Raw genomic sequence first — 24,181 nt, 5'->3', positions numbered from 1 at the left:
GATATGATAGTGAGTAATCCGCCCTATATTCCAACAAAAGAGATTTCATGCTTGATGCCTGAGGTGAAATGCTATGAGCCATTACGTGCGCTTGATGGAGGGTATGATGGAATGCGTTGGTATAGATTGCTCTTTGAAAAGGCGCCTCTATGGCTGAAGGAGGGCGGGTGGCTGTTGGTCGAATCAGGCGGCAAAGAGCAAACTGATGCGATTATATCCATGACACATCAATCTTTTAAGCTCCATGAAGTGAAAAGCTTGAATGGCGGGGTGAGCATCGTCATTTGGGAATATGACAAAAACTGTCCGCTGTAATGCATACCTATCGTAGGAGGTGTTATTGTGGAAAAACACGAGCTTGTAATAATTGGAGCCGGACCGGCAGGATTAACTGCTGCTATATACGGCAGGAGAGCTGGACTTGATGTCTTGGTCCTAGAAAAGGGCATTCCTGGAGGACAAATTACCTCCACGGCCGAGATCGAAAATTGGCCAGGCATACCTATGATAAGCGGAGAGGAGCTGGCTCGTGCTTTTAGGGAACATGCTGAAAAGTTTTCACCTAAGTTTATGGAAGCGGATGTCAAAGAAATTTCCATCGAAGCGGGAAAAAAATTGATAATCACCGATAAAGGTAGTATAGAAGCAGAAGCTGTCATTGTAGCTACCGGGGCCAGCTTTAGGAAACTTGGCTGTCCAGGCGAAGCCGAGTTTACGGGACGAGGCGTTAGTTACTGTGCTGTATGCGATGGAGCCTTCTTTGAAGATCAGGTTATTGCTGTTGTTGGCGGTGGCAACACTGCTGTCGAAGAGGCAGATTACCTTACAAGATTTGCTTCTAAGGTGTACATAATTCATCGACGTGATTCTTTGCGCGCAGATAGGGCTGTTGCGGAAAAGGCGATGTCTAACCCCAAGATAGAACCTGTCTGGAATTCAGTCGTTGAGAAGATAGATGGCGAAGATATGGTCGAGAAGGTCGTAATAAAAAACGTGAAGACGGGCGAAATTAGCGAACTACCTGTGGCTGGAGTTTTTGTTTTCGTTGGTATGGATCCCAACAGCGAGTTTGTGAAAGATTTGGTAGAAACAAAAGACGGCGGATGGATAGTAACTGACGAGAAGCTCGAGACTTCTGTTGAGGGAATCTTTGCTGCAGGTGATGTACGGGATAAATTTTTAAGACAGGTAGTGACGGCTGCCGGAGATGGCGCTACTGCTGCCATGTCGGCATACGCTTATATCTCTGAACAACTGCATTTGCAAAAGGTGCTTTTTGAGCCAGAAAAGGTGGTCTCTTTCTTATATTCCAGCATAGAACCGCAACAGATTAAATTGGCAACCGAAATTGAGAAAAAATATCCTAAAAAAATACTACTCGTTGACGGCTACAAAAATAAAAGGATGTGCGAGAAGCTAGGCATAAGCGAGCTTCCGCAAGCCGTGGTTTTAAACAAGGGTTCCTTAATTTGCTCGAAGAAGATTTCAAGCGTTCAGGAAATAGAGGAGTTGGTATAATTTCCTTAATCGAGTGTCACGGGGCCTATCTTTGAAGGTGGGCCCATTTATTTTAGCTTGCTTTCAAGAAGAGGTGAACATATTGGACAAAACGGTTATGACCGTTACCATGAACCCCGCCATAGACATTCAATATGTCGTTCCCGACTTTAGTCCCGGCAGGTGGTTTCAGGCTTCAGAAGTCGACAGGTCCGCTGGCGGCAAGGGAGTAAATGTGTCCATAATTTTACAGCAGTTGGGGTATGAAAGTGCGGCTATGGGATTTCTAGCCGGTTTTTGCGGAGAGTATGTGCGCGATACATTGAGGCGTCTCAAACTAACGACCAATTTTGTAAATGTCATAGGTGAATCTAGGACGAATGTCTACATTGTGGATGAGGTTGGACGCATCGAAACAGGTGTAACAGAACCGGGCCCTTACATTTCCGATGAGTCGTTGGGCAGATTTATGAAAAATTACGAGCGAATGTTGAGCCGTGCGCGGTTGGTTTACCTAGGAGGGTCTCTACCCCCCGGAGTGCCGCAAGATGCCTATAAAGATTTAATACTGCATTGTGAAGAGGCGAAGGTTCCGGTATTCATAGATGCTTCAGGCCCTGCGTTGACCGCCGCATTAGAAGCGCGTCCCATGGTTGTAAAATTCAATCACCGCTTTTTACTTTCCACCCTTGGCTACCCCATGGGCTCTCTTGATGATATCCTAAACTTTGTATCCAAAATTCATGACAACGGAATAGAATGGTCTGTGACCACCTATGGAACGGTGGGCAACATATTTTATACACCTCAAGGGATTTATCTTGTGGATATTGGCAGAGAGGAAAAAGAGCAAATGGTATCCCTTCTTGCCATCGATGATGCGCTAATGGCGGGATTGGCGGTGGCATTGCTCGAAGAAATGGATGTGGAACTAGCCGTTCGTTTTGCTCAGGCTTGCGCTTTAGAGGATACACTTCACGTTAGAAAGGGGATTCGTGGCAGAAGCATGGTTGAATCGCTGGTACCAAAAATCATGGTAGAAAAGTTGACCTAAAGGGGTGTTTTGATGATAATTGGATGTCTTATGGATAGAGACCTGACATTGCTCGGTGAAGACGGATTCTGCGTTAGCATAGCGAATCAAGCAGGTATAATAGAATATATGATGGATGGATAATAATGCCTAAGATACTTTTCGTTTGTGCTGGCAATACCTGTAGAAGTCCGATGGCAGAAGCGCTAATGAAGAAAGCCTTGAAATTAAAGGGGATTGAAGGTTGGTCCCTTTCTTCAGCAGGACTTATGGCTATACCTGGCATTCCGGCTAGTGAAAACGCGAAAAAGGTGTTATTAGAGGAATACGGTTTGGATATTGAAGATCATTCTTCCAAAGCCATTGAACTTAGTTTGGTGGCAGAGCATGATTACGTAATTGCTATGACCTTAAGACATGCTCAATGGCTGGCATCGAGGTTTAATCAATATAAAAATAAGATTTATTTCATCGGAGAGTTGGTCTCAAAGGAGGCAAGAGATGCCATTGAGGAGTACTTAAATGCACAAGATCCCTACTCTACTTATTATATGAGGTTGTATGAGGAAAAGATAAAGCCTTACGAAATTGAAGACCCCTATGGTAGCGATATAGATGAATATAGAAAGGCTGCTCGGAAACTATGGCAATATTGCTGTCGCATCGCAGATCTCATAAAAGACGGCAATTTCCCCACAAAGTCTTAGCCGTTAGAAGCTAACATTTTCCGCTAAACAGCCGATTACAAACTGTAGGGGGTGTTGTAGAAATGCTGATAAGCGGAAACGAAGCGCAAATGACCTATAAAGTAAACCAAATTCGAACAGCCAGCAAAGACCAGTTGCTTCTTATGATCTACGATATAGGCATAAGTGCTACAAAAATAGCTAAGAATGCTGTCAAGGATGAAAATAACGAGATGGCCAATAAGGAACTACAGAGGGCGCAGGCAGCACTGCGAGAATTGATGAACGCCCTCGACGTAAGCGCTGGGGAGTGGGCAAATACATTGATGTCTTTGTACGAGTTTATGCATGAACAACTGGTCAAGGCCAATGTCAGCAAGGACCCGGATTTGATCGAAAGTGTTAAATTGATGCTCGAGGAATTGCGTGCAGTTTGGCAGGAGGCAATTGAAAAAAGTCGCGTAGAGAGCTTCGCCCAAGAGGAAATGGATCATGGCGAAGTTAGGCCGCAGGGGGGTTTTGATTTTGCAGGTTAATGTTGACAATATCAAGGGTCTTGCCGAAAAGGAACAAAAGTTATACCGTGATTTAATATCTTTGGTAGATGAGGAAATGGAGCATGCTCGTGCGGGCAATACTATGGCTTTAATGGATGTTTTAAAAAGAAAACAAGCCGTAATTTCTTGTCAAGAAGCCCTGCAGGATAAATGGCTAGAATTTGCAGCTTCAATGGGCATCAGTTCTTCCCGGGAGACCGTAGAATTTTGGGATGCCCTTGCAGCTAGATTGGGCAAAGAAGGCTCTAAGGACGTTATTGAAAAGATAATCGAAATTAGAAAAATGGCTGCGGAGATATTGGAGAAGGAATATGAGGTCCAAAAAGAACTTGAAAGTCACCTAGCGAAACTGCGATCAAATTTATTGAAGCTGAACGATGGCATGCGAGCATTTAAAGCCTATATGAGTTAAAATGCTACGCAGGTTAGAGAATAGGATAAATAAAACAGGAAGTGATTGAGGTCTGAGGCGAGTAGTTTCGTTTTTATGCATAATAATGGTTATCTTATACACCCCCATAATGACATATGCCCAAGAGGACGACTCTAAAGAGATTGCTTTAGGTCGCAAAGTTGCCGAGCAGGTAGAAAGGACCTGGGAAAGGGTTACAGATCCGACGATAACGGCGAGGCTAAATATGATCTTGACCCACTTTAGGCCCCATTTAGATCGTGACCTACCCTATGAGGTTAGAGCGATAAAGGATGACGAGATTCCTAATGCCTTTTCTCTTCCGGGTGGAATAGTTTACTTTACTACTGGCATGATTCAGCTTGCCGAAAGCGATTCGGAATTGGCAGGGGTCATGGCCCATGAGCTTGCCCATACCGAAAAAAAACATGTAATGATACAGGTAGCCAGAAATCAGAAGCTCTCGCTTTTGGGCTTGGGAATCATAGTGGCTACGGGGGGACAAGCTGCTGCCGTCCTTTTGACAAATGTTGCACAGGTAGCGATAATGAATTCTTACAGTCGCGATCTGGAGGAAGAAGCCGATATGGTGGGATTGGACCTCCTAATAAAGGCTGGTTATCCGCCATCGGCGATGATCACATTACTGGAGCGTCTTGCGGAAGAGGAACTTAAAAGGCCGTACTTTGAGCCCGGAATTTACCAGAGCCACCCTAAATTGAAGGATAGAATAGCTTACCTAAAAAGCACAATAATGACAAAGGGATTGGCCCTAAATCGCAAGGAAGTGCTGGGCCTGCTAAGAGTTGAGGTTACCGAGGAGGACAATTTTTGCCTTCTTGCTATAGACGAGGAAGTTATATTGAAGTTAAAGAGCAACCCAGATACGGTTGCTGTATTAACCCATATGGCGGCAGGACTCAATAAGGCTTTAAAGTTGGAACTTGAGCCTTATGAGGTAAGGATAATAAACGTTGGAGAAGAATCCTTTTTCTGCGTTGGACCTGATAGGATCATTTCTCAAAAAGATTTACCCGCAGGAGCTCCCTCCCTTGAGGAAATTCGAGATAAAATATTATTGGCCCTCGAAAAGGCAAGACAGAAACATACCTTTACGAATTTTATCCGCTGAGGTAAGTTGTAAAAAATATGATGTAGAATGAAATAAGGTTTGAGGATTTCTTAAGGAGGCCTCTAAATGTACATATCCTTGTATAGAAAATACCGACCTGGTCGTTTTGGCGATGTGGTTGGGCAAGATGGCATTGTGAGGATCTTGAGGAACTCCTTGAGGTTGGGGAAAGTGGGACATGCCCTTTTGTTTTCCGGTCCCAGGGGTTGCGGCAAGACGACCGTGGCCAGGATATTTGCGAAAGCGTTAAACTGCCCGAATTCAGCAGGTGGAGAGCCTTGCGATAACTGTGACGTATGTGATTCCATCTCTTTGGGAGAATGTCTTGATGTGATAGAGATTGACGGAGCTTCCAACAGAGGCATAGAGGAAATAAGAAACCTTAAGGCTCAGGTTGGACTAGCTTCCTTCTCTCTCCCCTACAAAGTATACATCATCGATGAAGTTCACATGCTTACTGATGCGGCTTTCAATGCTCTTTTGAAGACATTAGAAGAGCCGCCCAACCGAGTTGTCTTCATATTAGCCACTACCCAACCGGATAAGGTTCCACTCACCATTAGATCTCGCTGCCTTCGCTTTTATTTCAATAAGTTATCTGGCTTTGATATCGCAAAAAGATTGCGTCATGTAGCCGAAATGGAAGGTTTCGATTTCGAGGAAGAAGCCCTATGGGAGTTGGCAAGACAAGCAGACGGGTCGCTGCGCGACGCTTTGACTCTGACCGAGCAGGCTTTAGCCCTACAAGATGGCAAGCTTTCTTTGGACTCGGTGGCGTTTCTTTTAGGCGGCAGCAGGAGCGAAATGGAGAACGTAATACGACTCATGATAAAGGACCCCTCGCAAGGATTTCTGCAAATGAAAAACATTTTAAAGAAGGGGTTAGCGATAGAGAGACTTCTTGAAATTTCCTTTTCCATCTTTCGAGACATGTGGATGTACAAGACCTTTGGAATGGATTTAATCGAAAAACTCGAGTTGTCAGAAAGGGAAATTGGATTTTTAAAAAATGAAGCCCCCCTTTGGGACGATTCGGTTTTATTTTCAGCTATGAAATTGTGCGCTGAACTAAGCCTTCAGGCAAGGTTGGGCGTTAAAGAAGATATCCTTTCCAGCTTGTTTTTCGTGCATGTAGGAAAAACAAAGGACCTATCTGTGATTGAAGCAGGCAAAACCTCGGATCTAGTTAGTGTAAGCACCAAGGGAGCCGAAGTTGTTGTCCAGAGCGGGAGCAAAGATCAAGTGCGGGAAGACATATCTGAACCGTGGCAGAAAGTTATGAAAAAGACGGCGGAGGAAATGTTGCCCCTTTACTGTGCTCTAATACCCTCAAGGGTCGAATACGACGAAAATACGGTGTTGATCGAAATTTCGATGGAACGCAATTTCGATTTTAATCTGTTGAAGTTGCCAAGAAACTTGGCGTATCTATACGATTCAATAAAACAAAATATTATATATACTGATGAACTAGTGATAAAAAGTGGCGATGAGGAAGCAAAATATCCTACAGACCTGGCATTAGAACAAATGGAGCCGGAAGTGGAGGAATTTTTACAAGAGGAATTGCCGCATCCATTGGAAGACGAAGAAAGACAAATTCTAGAAAGCTCAAATGCTGTAGTCACATCTGCCGAGGATCATAAGGCAAGAGAAGATGACGAGGCCCTCCAAAGGATTGCCATGTATCTTAATGGAGATGTTTTGATGTATAAAAAGTGGGACGAAGAAGAAAGTGCAGAAGAAGACGGAGGCGTTGAGATTGAATGATCGATTTGTTCATTTACATGTTCATACGGAGTACAGCCTCTTAGACGGTGCAATAAGGATCAAGGACTTGGTCTCCAGAACAAAGGAATGGGGCATGGACGCTGTAGCGATCACGGACCACGGGGTGATGTTCGGAGCCATCGAGTTTTATTATGAATGCGAAAAAGAGGGCATTAAACCCATAATTGGTTGTGAAGTGTATGTTGACCCCAAGGGGCATACCAGGCGTGAAGGTCAGGGAGGAAACTACCACCTCTTACTTTTGGCGCAAGACAATGATGGTTACAAAAATTTGGTGAAATTGGTCTCAGTGGCTAATATAGAAGGCTTTTACTACAGACCCCGAGTGGACTACGATTTGCTTGCCAGATACTCCAAGGGGTTAATTGCCTCGTCAGCCTGTCTTGCCGGTGAAATTCCTTCGCTTATTTTGGAAAATAGATATGATGAGGCGAAGGAGAAAGCCTTGATTTATCGCGATATATTTGGCGAAGACAATTTCTATCTTGAGATAATGTCCAATGGCATGCGGGAACAGGCCACAGTCAACAAATCCTTGATCGAGCTTTCTCGGGAAACAAACATACCACTACTTGCTACTAACGATGCTCACTATTTGGAAAGCGCTGATGCCGAATGGCATGAAATATTACTCTGCGTGCAAACTAACTCTACTGTTAATTCCAAGAACAGGTTCCAGTTTGGTTCCAAAGAATTCTACCTTCGCTCGCCTCAAGAAATGTGGCAAATATTTGGCAGTGAGTTGCCCGATGCCTTAAAAAATTCGATTGATATAGCAGAAAGATGTAATGTTAAAATCGAGTTTGGACATTATATGTTACCCGAGTATAAGGTCCCTGAGGGAGAGACGCTAGAAAGTTATTTGGCCTTAAAGGCCAGGGAGGGTTTGAATAGACGTTTCAATGGCAGGAGTGTTCCCTTAGAGTATGAAAAACGGATGGGATATGAACTCAACGTAATAACTCAGATGGGGTTTGCCGGATACTTCTTGATAGTCCAAGATTTCATCAATGCTGCTAAGTCCAAGGGGATACCTGTAGGGCCGGGCAGAGGTTCCGCGGCAGGATCTTTGGTGGCCTACGCTTTAAGGATAACGGAAATCGACCCAATCAAATATAATCTTTTGTTTGAGCGTTTTTTAAACCCTGAACGGATTAGCATGCCTGATATAGATACGGATATATCCGATAAGCGTCGCGACGAAGTGATCGATTATGTAGTTGAAAAATATGGTCGGGACAAGGTAGCTCAGATAATAACATTCGATAGAATGAAAAGCAGAGCTGCCGTTAGAGACGTGGGTAGAGCCTTAGACATGCCTTACCCAGAGGTCGACAAGGTGGCAAAATTGATCCCTTTTAATGTTTCTTCGATAGAGGAAGCTTTGGAATTATCACATGAATTGCGAGCAATTTACGATGGAGACAGCGAGGTTAAACGGTTATTGAATTTCGCCAGTCATATCGAGGGAATTGCCCGTCACTGTTCGCAACACGCTGCAGGTGTTGTAATATCACCTGAACCCTTAGTAAATATAGTACCTCTCAAGGCGATTAACGGATCGCAAATAGTGACGCAATACTCCATGGATCCATTGGAAAAACTTGGACTCGTCAAGATGGATTTTTTGGGCTTAAGGACCTTGTCCATGATGGAAGAGACTTTGAGCAATATCTCTAGAAACGGCAAAAAGACGCCCGATATTACCAGGTTGCCCATGGATGACAAGCTCACCTTTGAGATGCTTAAAAAGGGCGATACCATGGGGGTATTCCAACTTGAATCTTCTGGCATGAGACAGCTTTTGAAGAAGTTAAGCCCTGACTCTTTCCAAGACATAATAGCTGTTTTGGCACTTTATAGGCCTGGCCCCCTGGGTAGCGGTATGGTGGACCAATACATAGAAAGAAAGCGTGGAAGGTCCCCTGTAACATATCCTCATCCTGCATTGGAAGACGTGCTCAAAGAGACCTATGGCATCATTCTCTATCAAGAACAGGTCATGCAAATTGCGGCAGAATTAGCAGGCTACAGCTTAGGGCAAGCAGACATCCTTCGCAGGGCAATGGGAAAGAAAAAGGTTGAGGAGATGGAAGAACAAAGGAAAGTCTTCTTAAAGGGGTGTCTGTCAAATAGCGTGAGCGCGGAGAAGGCTAACGAGATATTTGATCTAATTGAATATTTTGCTGGTTATGGCTTCAATAAATCGCACAGTGCTGCGTATGCCATGATAAGCTATCAAACTGCATATCTCAAAGCACATTACCCAGTAGAATTTTTGGCTGCTTTCCTATCAAGCCACATAGGCGCAAAAAAGGAGATTCTTGCCCGATACGTAAGAAACGTCAGGGCTGCTGGAATTAAAGTCCTTCCGCCTGATGTAAACGAGTCCGAGGCCGGCTTTACAGCTGTTGGAAGCGTCATAAGATTCGGCTTAACTGCCGTTGCTAAGGCGGGTTCCGGTGCCGTAGAGGCTATTTTGAAAGCAAGAGAAGAAGGAGGACCTTTCAAATCCCTATGGGACTTTGTATCTAGGATAGATTTGAGGGCCGTAAATAGATCAGTCATTGAAAGTCTAATAGGAGTCGGAGCCTTCGATGGCTTGCATAACAACCGACGTCAAATTTTAGAGTCTCTCCCCATTTTGTTGGAGATGCGTGCTCGTCAAGAAGAGGACAAATATCAACAAAGGTTATTTAGTCTCGAAGCAGATGGATTCTTTAGCGAAGAGCCGGCGTTAGTCGAAGTGGAAGATTTCGAATTTCGCCAAAAGCTTGAATTGGAAAAGGCGGCAGTCGGGTTGTACATATCGGGTCATCCCTTCGAAGCCTATGAGACAAGAGTGCGCAAATACGCTTTTTGTACCCCCTCTGAGCTAGTATACTGGTGTTCTAAAAAGTCACCTTTAATAGGTGGCATTGTTACCGAAGTAACTGAAAGATATACCAAAAAAGGCGACCTTATGGGAATCGTTGAGATAGAAGACTTGGAAGCTAAATTGGAAATCGTTTGTTTTCCCAGGATTTGGAGCAAGGTCAAAGCATTTTGTCAAATGGGCAATGTCATCCTAGTAACGGGTCGTTTGGAGGAAAGAGGAGGCTTGACCGTGATTGCTGAAGACATTGTTTCCTTGGAGATCGCCGAAAGTGAGAACCACCAGATCTTTAGGTTGCGTATTCCCTTTCATCTCTGCAACGAAACGGTTTTGAGGGATTTGCTCAGGACTTGCAAAAGCTATCCAGGAAAGGACCAGGTCCTCGTAGAAGTGTATAATGATAAATTTTCAGCATTCATTTTGTTAAACGGCACTTTGGTGAACACGAGCGATGATTTGATCGAGAAGATTGAGGATAGGATCGGAAGTTTTCTTGAAATCGCGGTTTAGGCTTGAGCCTCACTTTTGAGGCATAGCTTCGCCGTAGATTTTAGGTTTCACGGAGATCATGTGCTAAGTTTGATTTTTTTTGGAGTGATGGATATGAGAAGAGCTAAGATAGTATGTACGTTAGGTCCTGCCTGTAGCGATCGCATGATCCTTAAACTACTGGCTCAAGAAGGCATGGATGTTGCCAGATTAAATTTCAGCCATGGCACATATGAACAACACGGTAAAAACTTAAATTCTGTAAGGGATATAGAAAGCAAATTGGGACGACCCATAGCTACCATGTTAGATACCAAAGGTCCAGAGATAAGAACAGGTTCCCTCGCAGATCACGAACCAGTGATGCTTCATGAGGGCGAGGCTCTTATCTTAACCCCAGAACCCATCGAGGGTGATAAAACTAAGATTTCAATAAGCTACGAGGAGCTACACAAGGATGTTTGGCCAGGGGTAAACATATATGTTGACGATGGTGCTATAGCTCTCGTGGTTGAGGAAGTAAGAGGTCAGGATATAGTATGTAGAGTAGTTGTTGGGGGAGAATTGGGTGAGCATAAGGGAATTAACGTGCCCGATGTAAATCTTTCTGTTCCTCCCTTGACTCAGAAGGATATCGAGGACATCAAGTGGGGTCTCGATCATGAGATGGAATATGTTGCCGTTTCCTTCGTGCGCACCAAAGATGAGATCATCAGTGTAAGACGAATTATAGAGGAACTGAACGGCGATATTAAAATAATCGCCAAAATTGAAACTAAGCAAGCTGTGATAAATTTGGATGAAATCATTTCTATTGTAGACGGAATGATGGTGGCGAGGGGAGACTTAGGAGTGGAGATGCCAATCGAAGAGGTCCCCTTAGCACAAAAAAGAATGATAGATCTTTGCAGGTATCACGGGAAGCCAGTAATAGTAGCTACGCAGATGCTCGAATCGATGATTAGAAATCCAAGACCTACAAGGGCGGAGGCAAGCGATGTTGCCAATGCGGTTTTGGACGGTGCTGATGCCGTGATGTTGTCTGGTGAGACGGCAATAGGGAAATATCCCGTGCTGGCTGTTCGAACCATGAGAGCTATCGTGGAGCGCGTCGAACGAGAATTTCGTACCTGGCAGAGGCCTGCTACAATTCCCATTAAAGCAAAAGGTGTTCCAGATGCGGTGAGCCATGCGGCAGTTTCGATTGCAGAGGAGATGAATGCTGGAGCTATCCTTTCTCTTACTAGCAGCGGAAGTACGGCGAGAATGGTGAGCAAATACAGGCCTTTATCACCCATAATCGCGGCTACAACAAAGATCAAGACCTATCGAGAACTGGCCTTGGTTTGGGGCGTGACTCCGATGCTTCAGCCTGAGATCCCGGTAACTGACGAAGCGGTAGATAAGGCCTTGTCATCGGTCAGAGAAAAGGGTCTTCTACAAGAAGGCGAATTGGCAGTTATAACTGCAGGCGTGCCGATGGGAATTCCAGGTACAACTAATATGATAGAAGTTCATCCTGTTAGCAAGATATTGGTTAGAGGGTTGTCCTTGATTAAAAAAGAAGCCTCGGGCGTTGTTTGTAAGGCCTTAGATTCCGATACGGCCATTGCTACCATGAAGGATGGTTATATATTGGTGGTACGACAGACCGATAAGTCTTACTTACCCGCGATGAGAAAGGCTCAAGCCATCATTGCAGAAGAAGGCGGTCTTACCAGTCATGCGGCCATAGTAGCCTTAGAATTAGGTATTCCCTGTATCGTAAGTGCCGAAGGAGCAACAAGCGTTTTGGAAAACGGCATGGTGGTAACCGTTGATGGTGCAAGGGGCGTTGTATACCAAGGAAACGTAAAGCTCCACTAAGGGCGGTTTTGTTATTTAAAGGAGAAGCAATGAAGTGAATGCGGAATTTGCCCATGACAAAAAAAGCGGTATAATTTCTCGCGATTGTGATTCTTGTCTTCGCGAACCTTTAGTCTCTTGTGATTGGCGACGGATAGACGAGGACATAATGAGGCTGTTTGGCAAAAGCACTGATGTTTCCTCTTTGTTGCGTAGTGCTGTGATAGTCCCATTGTTGCAGATATCGGACAAACTGGCTGTCTTGCTAGTTGAAAAGAGGAAGGACCTTCCCAAACACGGTGGACAGGTTGCCTTTCCGGGAGGAAGGAAAGAACCTTACGATGTTGGGCCAGTGGATACAGCGTTGAGGGAGTTTGCTGAGGAAACTGGATTGCCTTCCGATGTGGTTTGTGTAATGGGCATGTTGGAGCCTGAAGTGACTTATACCACCGGTTACGTTATTGTTCCCATAGTAGGCTTCATAAAAAATGCCGACATATTAAAACAAGTCAGAGTCGATACTAACGAGATAACAAGAATTATCCTTTTCTTTCTGGATGAAGCAAACAGGCAGGACTTCAAAGCAGAAACGCTTACATTAAGTAGCGGGATATCGTTGTTGTACCCGGAATACGAACTGAAAGGCGGGCTTAGGATATGGGGAGCAACGGCTCGCATTTTACTAAAGATACTTGCTTACGCGGAGGATTTTTTCAAGGAGCACTAGGGAGTAAATGGCCTTGATAGGGGCACATGTGTCGATTCGCGGAGGGCTTCATCGGGCGATCGAAAGAGGAGAAAGCTTATCCTGCGAAGCAATACAGATATTTACTAAAAATCAGTTACAGTGGAAGTCGCCACCGCTTAAATTAGAGCATAGCATCGTGTTTTACAAAAAATGGCAAGAAAGCTACGTGAAAGATATAGTAGCGCATGCTTCCTATCTAATTAATCTAGCTTCGGAAGGCGACTTAAGATTTAAGAGTATATCGGCTGCAGTTGATGAGGTGTCAAGGTGTAGAGAATTGGGAATAGGTTGTCTCGTCTTGCATCCCGGCTCTCATGGTGGAGTTGGCCTTGAAAAGGGATTAATGCGCATGGCTGATGCATTGAAGGAAATACTGGCGAGAACAGATGATGCAAAAACTAAAATATTACTCGAAACTACAGCTGGTGAGGGATTCTCTTTAGGAGGGGATTTATCTCATTTTGGAGCTTTGCTCGAGCTGTTGGATGGCAATTCAAGGATTGGCGTTTGCCTTGATACTTGTCATTTGTTTGCGAGCGGATATGAGCTGGCACCTCGTGAAAGTTACGAGCGTTTTCTTTCAATAGTTGATAAATACGTAGGTATTGATAGGGTCGGATGTTGGCATCTAAACGATAGTCATTATGATAGGGGGAGCAAAAAAGACAGGCATGCCCACATAGGAGAGGGTCGTATCGGCATCGATGCCTTTGCCCACATACTTACGGATGAACGATGGAAGCATGTGCCGTGCATTTTAGAAACGCCTAAAGACGGACATGGCGACGAGGGCAATTTGTCCATATTAAGAAAACTCAGAGGTTATTGACAAGACCGAAGGGAGACAGAAATGGGGCGTAATCCCAAACTGAGGATACGATTAAGCAAGGTTCAAGACAATGCTTCAAAGGTTGTCGATCTATGTAAGGGCTCAAAAATAGAGGTAGGCGGGGTGGCAAAGGGGGTATGCGGAAACGTCAGCGTTGCAAGGGCGATGGTGGATGGTGGATGTTCCTTTTTGGCAGATAGTCGAATACAAAACATCATAAACCTCAAAAAAGAGAATCTTAATATCCCTTTTATGCTCCTTCGTTTACCTATGCCAAGCGAGATTGACGAAATCGTTTCTTTGGTCAACTTTAGTTTGGTTTCTATGACCGAAGTGGTCAAGTTGATTGACGAAGCCTGTCGGATCCAAAATTTCTACCATGACGTGATCGTCATGGTAGACGTAGGAGATTTACGTGAAGGCATATGGCCTTCTGAATCAGAGATTGAAAATATGGCAAAGACCTTAAAGGGGTGTCAAAGAGTTCGTTGCATGGGCGTAGGGACCAATGTTGGGTGCTTTGGTGGAGTTTTGCCGTCACCGGAAAATTTGGATAAATTGGTACAAGTTGGGCGCGAGCTCGAAGAACTTTTAGGTTACAAGTTGGAAATTTATTCAGGAGGGGGCACCTCATCGCTTGCGTTAGTTGAAAAGGGCATCATGCCTTTGGGGATTAATCAACTTAGGGTTGGAGAAGCAATTTTGCTTGGAAGCGATGTAACTGGAAGAAGATCGATTCCTTACTTACATCGAGATACCATGGTATTAGAGGCGGAGGTCATAGAACTTGGGCGAAAACCGAGCGTTCCCATTGGAGCGGTCGGGGCGGATGCTTTTGGCAACGTTCCCACATTTGTGGACAAGGGAGTGAGGCTTCGGGGTATTTTGGCCATTGGCAAGCAAGATGTCAGGCTCAAAGGAATATCGCCTCTGCAGGAAGGCGTTTATGTGCTTGGTGCATCAAGCGATCACTTAATTTTAGATCTCGAAGAACTAGCTGGTGAAATCACGATAGGCAGCACCATAAGTTTTAAGGTCGATTATGGGGCAATGCTTGCTGCCACTACGTCACCTTATGTGAAAGTGGTGATAGAGGAGCGATGATTAAGTTCCTTTCAGTGCGCGATCTCTTGGATATACTGATCATAGCTTTTTTGATCTATAGGATACTGTTGCTATTGATGGATACAAGGGCAATGCAGCTGGTCAAGGGGCTGCTCCTTATAGGTTTGGTGAGCGTGTTAGCGCGAGCGCTTCGCTTTGAAGTTTTGTCGTGGATGTTGGGCAAGTTCCTGGGTGTTTTGTTCATAGCCATTCCAATAGTTTTTCAACCTGAATTGCGGCGTATGTTGGAAGAAATTGGCAAGGGAAGCATATGGCGGCGAACGATTTCTCGGGAGAAGGCTCAATCGTTGGCAGATGAGGTTTTAAGGGCGCTCATGTATCTTCAGTCACAAAAGATAGGGGCACTGCTGGTCCTGCAAAGAAGCACGGGCCTCAAGGATATATGGCAATCAGCAGTAAAGCTTGACGCCGAGATTTCCCAAGAAGCCCTGGTATCCATATTTTGGCCGGGAAACCCGTTGCATGATGGAGCAGCTATTTTGGACAAGGAACGCATTATAGCTGCATCGTGTTTTTTGCCCTTGAGCGATAACCCGGACATCTCTAGGTGGCTTGGCACGAGACATAGAGCTGCACTTGGCATAACAGAAGTTTCAGACGCCATATCTTTAGTCGTTTCGGAGGAGAGGGGAGAGGTCTCCTTCGCCATTCGCGGACATTTGTCCAGGGGGCTTAAGGAAACTCAACTGCGTCAGCTGCTTTCACATTACTTTCTTTCCGAAGATAAACCGAAGACATTGTGGGAGAGGATTAGGATGGCCCTTATTTCATTTCGCTCTGGGGGTGTAGACGATGATGAAACGATTCGATGAGCTATTTTCCTCCAGAGCGTTTTTGAAGGTTGTTTCCCTCGTTTTGGCGTTTTTGCTATGGTTTTACGTTACAGGAGGAAGCGATACGGATATAGTTAGGTCTTACAGATTGGCATTACAGCTTCGCAATGTTCCGAGCGGGGTGGTAATCCAGCGCGTTCCAAAGGATATAGAAGTTCAAGTGGCGGCAAATAGATTTTTGGCTTCGAATATAATCCCTGAAAAAGATATCGTCTGTTACGTAGATCTTCAGGGGTTAGAGCCAGGGCGTCATACGCTTCCTGTCAAAGTTTCCTTGTCTGCGGGCTTGAAGTTGATATCGCTAAATCCCTCAATGGTCGAGCTACGATTGGACAGGACCGTGGAAAAATCCATCTCAGTAGTGCCAGAGTTGCCTCAAATAATGGACGGTTATGTGGTCCGAAGTATCGCCCTTTTCCCTTCCGAAGTGATAGTGCGTGGGTCCGAAAGTGATATAGAAAAGATAACTAAAGCTGTTGTAACACCTACACTCGCCGATTTGCTTTCAAAGGAAAAAAGAAGTTTTGACGTCATACTGGAGCCTCGGGGACACGATTGGTCCAGTGTTACTGTGTTACCTGACAAGATCAATTTGGAAGCAGAAGTTGATATTGTTAAAATAAAAAAGGAAATTCCTGTTATTGTACCCATCGAAGGCGAGCCCCATCCCGATTATCTTGTGACCTCTATAGTCACTACTCCTGGCACAGTGATACTAGAAGGCCCAAAATTAACACTTGATGAAATTAAAGCCATTACCACAAAACCCTTGGATATCAAAGGAATAACCAATAACATAGAAGTACAACTTCCCATTTCGGTTCCTAAGAACGTCACTTTGTTGGGAGAGACCAATGTGACGGTTAGGGTTAGCTTAAAGCAAAAAATTGCTACCATGAAGTACGAAAATTTAAGGATAGAAGTAAGGGGCAGAGGTATTTACAAAGAATGGGAAATATCACCCAGCCAGGCCAACGTCGTTATCACAGGTCCTCCTTCGCTCATTGCCTCGCTTGAAGGAAAGGATCCCGCGGTCGCTGTTTATGTCGATATCACAAACATAGTTTCTAGAAGGTTGTCCATACCTGTTAATGTGGAAATTAAGGTTAAAGGCATTGAAGTGATGTCTATAGATCCCGAAAGAGTTACTTTTACTGTTGTAGAATAAATAATAAACATAGTAAAATAGCGAAATTTAACAAAATAGGAGTGAACTTCCGATGGACAAAAAGATTCGCTGTTTATTTGGAACAGATGGAGTGAGAGATGTAGCCAATAAGGGAGTCATGATTCCAGAGATGGTTTTGCGTTTGGCGAGAGCATATGCTCTTTTCTTGGCAGAACGAGGAATGCCGAGACCTAAAATTGCGATAGGGATGGACACGAGGCTTTCTTGCCAAATGTTACAATCCGCTCTTGAGGCAGGTTTCATGTCTGCCGGAACTGATGTCTTGATTTTAGGAGTTATTCCCACTGCGGGAGTTAGCTTTGCAGTACGACATTATAACACGGCAGGGGGTGTAGTAATAAGCGCGTCTCATAATCCAGCCGAGTATAACGGAATTAAATTTTTTGATCGCAATGGAGTTAAGTTGAGCGATGACGATGAAGCATCCATTGAAGAGTATCTGGGAGACTCCATGTTGGATGAATGGAGACCCACCGGTGCATCTATAGGGCATGTCGTTGAAGTAAGTGACGCGGTGGATAGTTATGCAAAGCACATGCTTACCAAAGCTAGTTCATTGTCTTTATCTCGATATAAAGTGGTTGTTGATTGTGCTAATGGCGCTGTAATTGAGCCGGCACGTTTGGTTTTTTCGGCCCTAAAACCTAAGGAACTATTTTTTTTGGGAGACGAACCAAATGGTCTAAACATCAACGAAGGCGTCGGAGTAATGTGCATCGATACGGCAAGGGAAGCTGTCTTGAGGCAGGAGGCAGATTTCGGCGTTGTCTTTGACGGAGATGGCGATAGAGTTTTGTTCGTAGATGGCAAAGGTCGCGTTATAGATGGAGATATGATAATTTGGGTTTTGGCGAGATGGCTTTGCAAAAGGGGAGCCCTGGGAGATGGGGTCGTCGTAACTGTCATGAGCAACATGGCTTTGGAAGAGCATCTAAAAGAGGAGGGCATAGCCGTTCATCGTTGCTCCGTGGGTGATCGCTATGTTTACGAAACGATGCAAAAAACGAATTCCTTGCTTGGAGGAGAGCAATCGGGTCACATAATAATCAAAAATCACGTACAGACGGGCGATGGCCTGTGTACCGCGTTGATGTTTCTCATGGCTTGCGATGAACTCGGGTTAAAAATGGACGAACTCTTCGATGAATTTTCTCCCTATCCTCAATTTTTACAAAACGTTAAAGTCCGTAACAAGGAAAAAATCCTATCACATCCTGGCTTTTTAAAATGTCTTAAAAAGTGCGAGGAAAGGATAAGAGAAAATGGGCGCATCTTTGTCAGACCCTCGGGGACGGAGCCATTGGTGAGAATTTTACTTGAGGCTAAAGATATGGATTTGAAATCGATAGCTCGAGAATTGGCTTTGCAAATTCAGATAATAGATGAAGAGCTCAAAAATACAATTACATGAGGGAGGCATCTTTTCATGTCCGAGGTTCGTAAATGTCTATTTCCTGTAGCCGGCCTTGGAACTCGCTTTTTGCCAGTTACTAAGGAGATACCAAAAGAAATGCTGCCGCTAATTGATAAACCTGTGATTCATTACGGGGTCGAAGAAGCTGTAGCCTCCGGATGCAGGCAAATAATATTCATAACAGGAAGAGGCAAAAGGGCCCTGGAAGATTATTTCGATAGGTCGTACGAGTTAGAGCAGTTCTTGAAGGAGCGCAACAAGGAAGATCTCTACAATTTAATTTTGTCAATAAGTTCTTTGGCTGACTTTGCTTATGTTAGACAACCGGAACCCCTGGGATTGGGACATGCCATACTTTGCGCGGAACCTTTTTGCAGCGAGCCCTTCGCCGTTATATTGACTGACGATGTTATTATATCCTCAAAACCCGTCCTAAGGCAGCTCCTAGATGTCCGCGAGAAACTGGGGGGCTCAGTGATAGCTTTGGAAAGGGTTCCCCATGAAGAAACTGAAAGATATGGCATTGTCGATGCTCGTTTGTATTCGGACAATGTGTATCAAATTAACGATTTAGTAGAAAAGCCAAGCAAAGATAAGGCACCTAGCGATTTGGCCATTATTGGAAGATACATCCTGTCTCCCACCATCTTTGCTCATATTAGAAACATCGATAGAGGAGAGGGAGGGGAATATCAACTTACAGATGCATTAAGAAGTTTAGCGAGAGAAGAACCACTGTGGGGAGTAGTGTATGACGGAGATCGCCTGGATTGCGGTACTAAAATGGGATGGTTTAAATCGATTATAAAGAGGGGGCTTCAAGACCCGGAATTGAAAGAAGTGGTTCTTGAAGTTTTGCGGGAAGAAGAATATAAAGAATAAATGAGTTTTTTGTAGCCTAGTTTACGGCTTCTTAATATAATATTTTTAAAAGTGTAAGATATTAAAGCAATTTTCCTATCATCTTCCTTGGTGATTGTTGCGAAAACGGCTGGTCATTAAAACATAAATGTACATGGCGACAGGTATCAAAGGAGCTATGGCTATGTAAAAGGGGGCGAAGACCAGCAGGACCAAAAAACTTAAAACCATCATTAAGAAGAATAGAACCCAAAAGATGCTTCTTAAGAATTTTGCTTCTTTCTTCTGCGCAAATATGGCGATGACCGACGAAGCGAGTGTTAGTATTATAATAATGTAACAAAAAAGCTTTACATTACTTTTTATCGCACTCATGGCATAATCCATAGAGGTAAACCTGCATGCTCCGCGCTCTGTATTTACTCAGGCGTTTTAATGTGTCTCTTTCTTCTTGCGACATATCAATGTCTTCAAGCAATCCGCACCTTTGGCAAAAAAAGTGGGCATGTGTCTCCGGAGTGGGATCAAAGTGGGTTTTTTTATCGTCTATCGTGAGTATCTGTAAGAAGCCCATCTCTGCTAGCAATTGCACTGTGCTATAAATAGTAGCAAAAGATATGGCGGGGTGACTTTTTTGTAGCTCGCTATAAAGTTGTTCTGCCGTAGGGTGATCCTTTCGCCCACACAACTTTTCTATAATAGCCTTTCGTTGGCCAGTCAATTTATATCCCCTTGATTTAAGTTTTTCTAAGACTTCATCAATACTCCACATTTTCCATACCCCCCCAGCTTGTTACTTAATTTATAACTATTTAAAGGTAATTTTGCAAGAGAAATATTTCCCTTCGGTCGAACAGAAAAATGAGATCGCATTCTTGGATTTGATCTGGACAAGATGTCAATATTTCATGTATAATTCAACTTGCCTTACGATGGGGTGTAGCCAAGCTGGCAAGGCAGCGGACTTTGGATCCGCGATTCGCAGGTTCGAATCCTGCCACCCCAGCCATATATGTGGTATATAAATGGGGGGAGGAATGGCTCCCCCCACTTTATTGCATTGGGAGGATTAAAAAATGAAATCTGAATGGGGAGCATTGATTCTTGCCGCTGGTAAGGGCACGAGGATGAAAAGCGCTACTGCAAAGGTGATGCAACCCATTTTATGCGAGCCGATGCTTTTTTATCCTTTGAGGACTTTAAGTGAGTGTGAAGGTGTTTCTATAGGGGTGGTGGTGGGTTACGGAAAGCAGGAAGTTAGCGATTATTTGACGAAGGAATGGCCCCAAGTTACGATAATTGAGCAAAAGGAACAAAAGGGCACGGGAGATGCAGTTAAAGCGGGTTTTCACTTTTGGAAAGACTACAAATATATGTTAGTCCTTCCTGGAGATGTCCCTCTCATTACGAGCGAGTCGATCAAGCAACTAATGAGAATCCATCTTTTGTCCGATTCATCATTGAGTTTCATTAGTTTTAAAGTTGCAGATCCTGCCGGATATGGCAGAGTCATCAGGTCCGATTGCGGGATTCGAATAGTCGAAGAAAAGGACGCGACCGAGGATCAATTGGCAATCAACGAGGTGAACAGCGGAATTTATGCCTTTTCGACAGCTGCCTTAGAAAGATATATTAATGAGCTAAGATGTAAAAATGTACAGGGAGAGTATTACCTTACGGATTTAGTTGAACTTTTTCAGCAGGACAAAGAGCGAGTTGAGGTTTTATCCATGGACGGTGAAGATGAATTTTTAGGGGTCAATGACCCTTTGCAATTGGCCTACGCGACCAACCTGTTGAGAGACTTGCTCGTAAAACGCTGGATGGAAAAGGGAGTCAAATGTGCCGATCCTGAGACGGTGCGGATAGGTCCCCGGGTAGACTTCGAAGGTGAAGCCTATCTTGCTCCTTATGTGCAAATCTTTGGCGAGACTAGCGTTGGTGATCGCTGCAGTATTGGCAGTTTTTCTATATTAAAAGATAGCAAGCTCGAAAGCGGCGTTTCTGTTCATCCCCATGTCGTTATTGAAAGTTCTGTAGTTCGACAGAACGCCATCGTAGGGCCTTTCGCGTATTTGCGGGATGAGACGGAAATCGGCCCTAAGTCCTTTGCTGGAAAGTTCGTTGAAATTAAACACTCCAAAATTGGAAGCGGAAGTAAGGTTCCCCATTTATCCTACATAGGCGATGCCACGATTGGCGAGGACACCAACATAGGCGCTGGTACTATTACTTGTAATTACGATGGAAAGAGAAAGCATCCAACGAAAATAGGCAACCGCTGTTTCATTGGAAGCGATACAATGTTAGTAGCACCTGTCGAGCTCGATGACGATGCCACGACAGGGGCAGGTTCTGTAATTACTCAAAACGTTCCAATGGGAGCGCTTGCTTTGGCCAGGGCGCGGCAGCGAAACATTTTAGGATGGAAAAAGAGAAGGGAAAATATCAACAACAACGATAATGGGGGTCGGTCTTGATGATTGTTGAAGATAGAGAACTGAAAATTTTTTCAGGGCAGTCTCACCCGGAATTTGCGCAGAAAGTGTGCGAAAGCCTTTACATACCATTGGCAGCATCGAAGATCTATAGATTTTCCGATGGTGAAATAGGGATTTCTATAGAAGAAAGTGTTCGAGGTGCCGACGTATATGTTATACAATCGACATGTTATCCGGCTAATGAAAACCTCGTGGAGCTTTTAATATTTTTGGACGCCCTTAGGAGGGCTTCTGCTTATCAGATCAACGTAGTGATACCATATTTTGGATACGCCAGACAAGACAGGAAGACACGGGGTAGGGAACCCATAACGGCAAAGCTGGTAGCGAATTTGCTTGAAAAAGCTGGGGCTGACAGAGTTGTGTCAGCGGATCTTCACGCCGGGCAAATTCAAGGGTTTTTCGATATCCCTGTGGATCATCTCACGGCAGTTCCCTTGCTCGCCTCTTACTTTCAGGAAAAATTAAAGGACGAGATAGAAGCCAACAACTTAGTAGTCGTCTCACCGGATATAGGTGGAGTGGTGAGGGCGAGGAGGTTTGCCGAACCAATGCACACGGAATTAGCCATTGTAGATAAAAGAAGATCTTATGATATTGCAAATCATTGTGATGTCATGGAAATAATAGGACACGTCGAGGGGAAAGTAGTGATACTTATAGATGACATAATAGATACAGCCGGTACAGTTGTCAAAGCCGCTGAGGCGTTGTTTGAAAGGGGAGCGAAAAAGATTTATGCAGCCGCGACGCACGCAGTTTTATCTGGTCCGGCTATCGAAAGGTTAAAAAACTCTCCCATAGAAGAAGTGGTCTTGACCGACACTATCCCATTGCCCGAAGAGAAAATGTTGGATAAAATCACCTTGTTATCCATAGCTCCTCTCTTTGCTGAGGCCATAAGCAGAATTCATTCTAACGACTCTGTTAGCATATTGTTCCGATGAATAACTATCTACATTAATGAATGTAGAATTTGAGTTTCAATTACTATTATGATTTTGAGATGGTCCTTATTTTTATTGATTAAGATCGCTGTGCCGATGGCATATCAATTGGGTCATAATTTTAATGTTTAGGGGGAATTTGATATGGCAGCTAGAAGCATTGAAATCAAATTAGAGCTTAGGAAAGAGACGGGGAAAAATAAGGCAAAGAAGTTGCGTAAAGAAGGATATTTACCGGCTATTTTTTACGGGCCGGGTTATAAGGAATCTATTCCCGTCATGGTTCGTATCGACGATGTATTGCCCTATTTACAATCCTCGCATTGGGGAACTTACGCCTTTAATGTTACCCTGCCTGATGGCAGGACGGAAACGGCCTTGATAAGAGATCTCCAAGTAGATCCCTTGAGCAGGGAAATTCTTCACGTGGATTTCTATCAACTTTTGAAGGGTCATAAGGTGCTTGTAGCAGTACCCGTAGTTTTGGAGAACAGAGATGACTGTATAGGGGTTAAAAAAGGCGGGGTTTTGGTTCAACCACTGTACGAGATTGAGATGGAAGTGTTACCTGGCGAGATACCCGATGGGATACATGTGGATGTCGCTGCGCTTGATATAGGCGATAGCGTTCGGATGTCCGATATTGAGCTACCTGAAAGTGCAGTTATCTCAATTGACCCTGAAGAGACTATAGTTCAGGTCGTTGAGCCAATCATTGAAGAGATCGAGGAAGCCGTTGAAGAAGAGGTTGAAGAAGAAATGGAAGTAGAGGTTATTGGCAAGAAGGGTGTCGTTGAAGAAGAGGAGGAAGAAGAGGAGGAATAGGAATTTAGAGTGGGCGTGCGACTTTGCGTTGGTCTTGGTAATCCCGGTGTAGAATATGCTATGACGAGGCACAATATCGGTTGGCTAGTCGTAGATTCCTTGCTAGAGAAATTAAAAAGCGGCGCTAGCTATGAATATCGCTATAGAGGCATGATTTGGGGGCCTTTCGACGTAGAGGATGAGAAGGTGTACTTGTTGAAGCCCTTGACATTTATGAATTTGAGTGGTCGTTCTGTTGCTCAGGCGGCAAGGGAGCTGGAGGTGGGCATTTCAGATATATTGATCATTTATGACGATGTAGACTTGCCCTTTGGCAAACTCCGACTTCGAGCCAAGGGAAGCGCCGGCGGACACAAAGGGATGGCTTCTGTAATCGCTGCCTTGGGCACCCTGGAGGTGCCGAGGCTTAGAGTTGGAATCGGGAAAGAAACGCCCGCCCAGGATTTGGTCGCCTTTGTTCTGTCTTCTTTCGATGAGGACGAAATGGAGTCTTTGCCCGAGATTCTTGAAAGAGCTGCCAAGGCGGTTCTTGCTTGGATTGTCTTGGATATCGAACGTGCCATTTCATATGTAAATAGTGGCCTTTAGGATG

Annotated in this window: 21 protein-coding genes, 1 tRNA gene and 1 pseudogene; 22 read left to right on the top strand and 1 reads right to left on the bottom strand. The window is 44.4% G+C overall.

The window, feature by feature from the left end; all coding sequences use genetic code 11:
* The 17 genes and pseudogenes from Q7P41_RS07150 to galU all read left to right on the top strand — a co-directional run.
* Positions 1–315 (top strand): annotated as a pseudogene (locus Q7P41_RS07150) (peptide chain release factor N(5)-glutamine methyltransferase); the annotation flags it as partial.
* Positions 316–342: 27 nt separating this feature from the next.
* Positions 343–1,518 (top strand): thioredoxin-disulfide reductase, encoded by a 1,176-nt coding sequence (gene trxB / locus Q7P41_RS07145; protein ID WP_303883144.1) that lies wholly within the window; start codon positions 343–345, stop codon positions 1,516–1,518.
* Positions 1,519–1,600: 82 nt separating this feature from the next.
* Entirely contained in the window at positions 1,601–2,551 is a 951-nt protein-coding gene (locus tag Q7P41_RS07140; protein WP_303883142.1) for a 1-phosphofructokinase family hexose kinase, read from the top strand.
* 125 nt (positions 2,552–2,676) lie between these two features.
* The gene (locus tag Q7P41_RS07135) at positions 2,677–3,237 is read left to right on the top strand and encodes a protein tyrosine phosphatase (protein WP_303883141.1); all 561 of its coding nucleotides are present in this window, start codon (positions 2,677–2,679) and stop codon (positions 3,235–3,237) included.
* A gap of 62 nt (positions 3,238–3,299) precedes the next feature.
* Positions 3,300–3,752, top strand: coding sequence for a flagellar export chaperone FliS (gene fliS, locus Q7P41_RS07130; RefSeq protein ID WP_303883139.1), 453 nt, complete (start codon positions 3,300–3,302; stop codon positions 3,750–3,752).
* Positions 3,709–4,185: a flagellar biosynthesis protein FlgN gene (locus Q7P41_RS07125; protein ID WP_303883138.1), complete on the top strand. Its 477-nt coding sequence runs from the start codon at positions 3,709–3,711 to the stop codon at positions 4,183–4,185. The genes fliS and Q7P41_RS07125 overlap by 44 nt, the downstream gene beginning before the upstream one ends.
* Before the next feature lie 85 nt (positions 4,186–4,270).
* Positions 4,271–5,317, top strand: coding sequence for a M48 family metallopeptidase (locus tag Q7P41_RS07120; protein ID WP_303883136.1), 1,047 nt, complete (start codon positions 4,271–4,273; stop codon positions 5,315–5,317).
* A 66-nt stretch (positions 5,318–5,383) separates the two neighbouring features.
* Positions 5,384–7,087, top strand: coding sequence for a DNA polymerase III subunit gamma/tau (gene dnaX / locus Q7P41_RS07115; protein WP_303883135.1), 1,704 nt, complete (start codon positions 5,384–5,386; stop codon positions 7,085–7,087).
* Positions 7,080–10,493, top strand: a complete 3,414-nt coding sequence (locus tag Q7P41_RS07110) for a DNA polymerase III subunit alpha (protein WP_303883134.1) — start codon at positions 7,080–7,082, stop codon at positions 10,491–10,493. Before dnaX ends, Q7P41_RS07110 begins: the two co-directional genes overlap by 8 nt.
* A 93-nt stretch (positions 10,494–10,586) precedes the next feature.
* Positions 10,587–12,338 (top strand): pyruvate kinase, encoded by a 1,752-nt coding sequence (pyk, locus tag Q7P41_RS07105; protein ID WP_303883133.1) that lies wholly within the window; start codon positions 10,587–10,589, stop codon positions 12,336–12,338.
* 34 nt (positions 12,339–12,372) lie between these two features.
* Positions 12,373–13,044, top strand: coding sequence for a CoA pyrophosphatase (locus Q7P41_RS07100; RefSeq protein ID WP_303883131.1), 672 nt, complete (start codon positions 12,373–12,375; stop codon positions 13,042–13,044).
* A 7-nt stretch (positions 13,045–13,051) separates the two neighbouring features.
* Complete coding sequence (locus Q7P41_RS07095; protein ID WP_303883129.1) at positions 13,052–13,894, top strand: deoxyribonuclease IV; 843 nt, start codon at positions 13,052–13,054, stop codon at positions 13,892–13,894.
* Between the two features lie 21 nt (positions 13,895–13,915).
* Complete coding sequence (locus Q7P41_RS07090) at positions 13,916–14,998, top strand: alanine/ornithine racemase family PLP-dependent enzyme (RefSeq protein ID WP_303883127.1); 1,083 nt, start codon at positions 13,916–13,918, stop codon at positions 14,996–14,998.
* Entirely contained in the window at positions 14,995–15,831 is an 837-nt protein-coding gene (gene cdaA / locus Q7P41_RS07085; RefSeq protein ID WP_303883125.1) for a diadenylate cyclase CdaA, read from the top strand. Before Q7P41_RS07090 ends, cdaA begins: the two co-directional genes overlap by 4 nt.
* Positions 15,812–17,020: a YbbR-like domain-containing protein gene (locus Q7P41_RS07080; protein ID WP_303883124.1), complete on the top strand. Its 1,209-nt coding sequence runs from the start codon at positions 15,812–15,814 to the stop codon at positions 17,018–17,020. Before cdaA ends, Q7P41_RS07080 begins: the two co-directional genes overlap by 20 nt.
* Positions 17,021–17,072: 52 nt before the next feature.
* The gene (gene glmM, locus Q7P41_RS07075; protein WP_303883123.1) at positions 17,073–18,452 is read left to right on the top strand and encodes a phosphoglucosamine mutase; all 1,380 of its coding nucleotides are present in this window, start codon (positions 17,073–17,075) and stop codon (positions 18,450–18,452) included.
* 15 nt (positions 18,453–18,467) lie between these two features.
* A complete protein-coding gene (galU, locus tag Q7P41_RS07070) occupies positions 18,468–19,337 on the top strand; it encodes a UTP--glucose-1-phosphate uridylyltransferase GalU (RefSeq protein ID WP_303883122.1) in 870 nt (289 codons plus the stop codon).
* Positions 19,338–19,671: 334 nt separating this feature from the next.
* Here the strand turns inward: galU and Q7P41_RS07065 are convergent, their stop codons facing one another.
* A complete protein-coding gene (locus Q7P41_RS07065) occupies positions 19,672–20,088 on the bottom strand; it encodes a Fur family transcriptional regulator (RefSeq protein WP_303883121.1) in 417 nt (138 codons plus the stop codon).
* A 161-nt stretch (positions 20,089–20,249) separates the two neighbouring features.
* Between Q7P41_RS07065 and Q7P41_RS07060 the strand changes: the two genes are divergently transcribed.
* From Q7P41_RS07060 to pth, 5 genes are all read left to right on the top strand, one after another.
* Positions 20,250–20,325: transfer RNA gene (locus tag Q7P41_RS07060), tRNA-Gln, on the top strand.
* 67 nt (positions 20,326–20,392) lie between these two features.
* Positions 20,393–21,796, top strand: a complete 1,404-nt coding sequence (gene glmU, locus Q7P41_RS07055; protein WP_303883120.1) for a bifunctional UDP-N-acetylglucosamine diphosphorylase/glucosamine-1-phosphate N-acetyltransferase GlmU — start codon at positions 20,393–20,395, stop codon at positions 21,794–21,796.
* Positions 21,796–22,764, top strand: a complete 969-nt coding sequence (locus Q7P41_RS07050; protein ID WP_303883119.1) for a ribose-phosphate pyrophosphokinase — start codon at positions 21,796–21,798, stop codon at positions 22,762–22,764. The genes glmU and Q7P41_RS07050 overlap by 1 nt, the downstream gene beginning before the upstream one ends.
* Before the next feature lie 144 nt (positions 22,765–22,908).
* Positions 22,909–23,589, top strand: a complete 681-nt coding sequence (locus Q7P41_RS07045) for a 50S ribosomal protein L25 (RefSeq protein ID WP_303883118.1) — start codon at positions 22,909–22,911, stop codon at positions 23,587–23,589.
* 9 nt (positions 23,590–23,598) lie between these two features.
* Positions 23,599–24,177: an aminoacyl-tRNA hydrolase gene (gene pth, locus Q7P41_RS07040; RefSeq protein ID WP_303883117.1), complete on the top strand. Its 579-nt coding sequence runs from the start codon at positions 23,599–23,601 to the stop codon at positions 24,175–24,177.
* Positions 24,178–24,181 lie beyond the last annotated feature (4 nt).

The organism is Acetomicrobium mobile, assembly GCF_937920065.1.
The sequence above is the reverse complement of the archived record's forward strand: the minus strand, read 5'-3'. Positions and strand labels throughout refer to the sequence as shown.